The organism is Nocardia paucivorans NBRC 100373, assembly GCF_000308675.1.
Classification (GTDB): domain Bacteria; phylum Actinomycetota; class Actinomycetes; order Mycobacteriales; family Mycobacteriaceae; genus Nocardia; species Nocardia paucivorans.
In genome coordinates this window covers 1-393 of the sequence record NZ_BAGE01000014.1, presented here as the reverse complement: position 1 = coordinate 393, position 393 = coordinate 1, and the positions used below count along the sequence as shown (strand labels likewise).

At 65.6% G+C, this 393-nt stretch carries 1 protein-coding gene; it reads right to left on the bottom strand.

The window, feature by feature from the left end; all coding sequences use genetic code 11:
• Positions 1-393: replication initiator (locus tag ON32_RS02585; protein ID WP_040788450.1), on the bottom strand; the 393-nt coding region annotated here is incomplete at both ends.

Genomic DNA, 393 nt, shown 5'->3' with positions numbered 1-393 from the left:
AAATACTTGGTCATGTACCCGATGTGCCGGTTGACCTCCTCGGTGCCACCCAGGATGCCCTTGGAATCGACCTGTACCCCGAACCGCGCCACATGCGCCGGCTCCCAGTTGTCGACCTCGGCGAGGATGTCGAGCGCGTCCTCGAACCCGGTCAACGGCCGCCCACTGGCCGGGTCGACGAACGTGCCAGTCCGGTGATCCCACACCGGCATGTGCTCACCGTCGTAGACCTCGTTCTCCGGGTCGAAGTGCGGCCACCAGGCTTGGAAGTAGGTGGCCTCGGTGACCTGGCGGATGACCTTGTGCCCGATCGCGCCCCGAATCGCCAAATGCAGGTGGGGGGCGCCGCGCTTCTGCGGTTCGACGGTGCCCCAGTACTGCACGTTGTAGCCC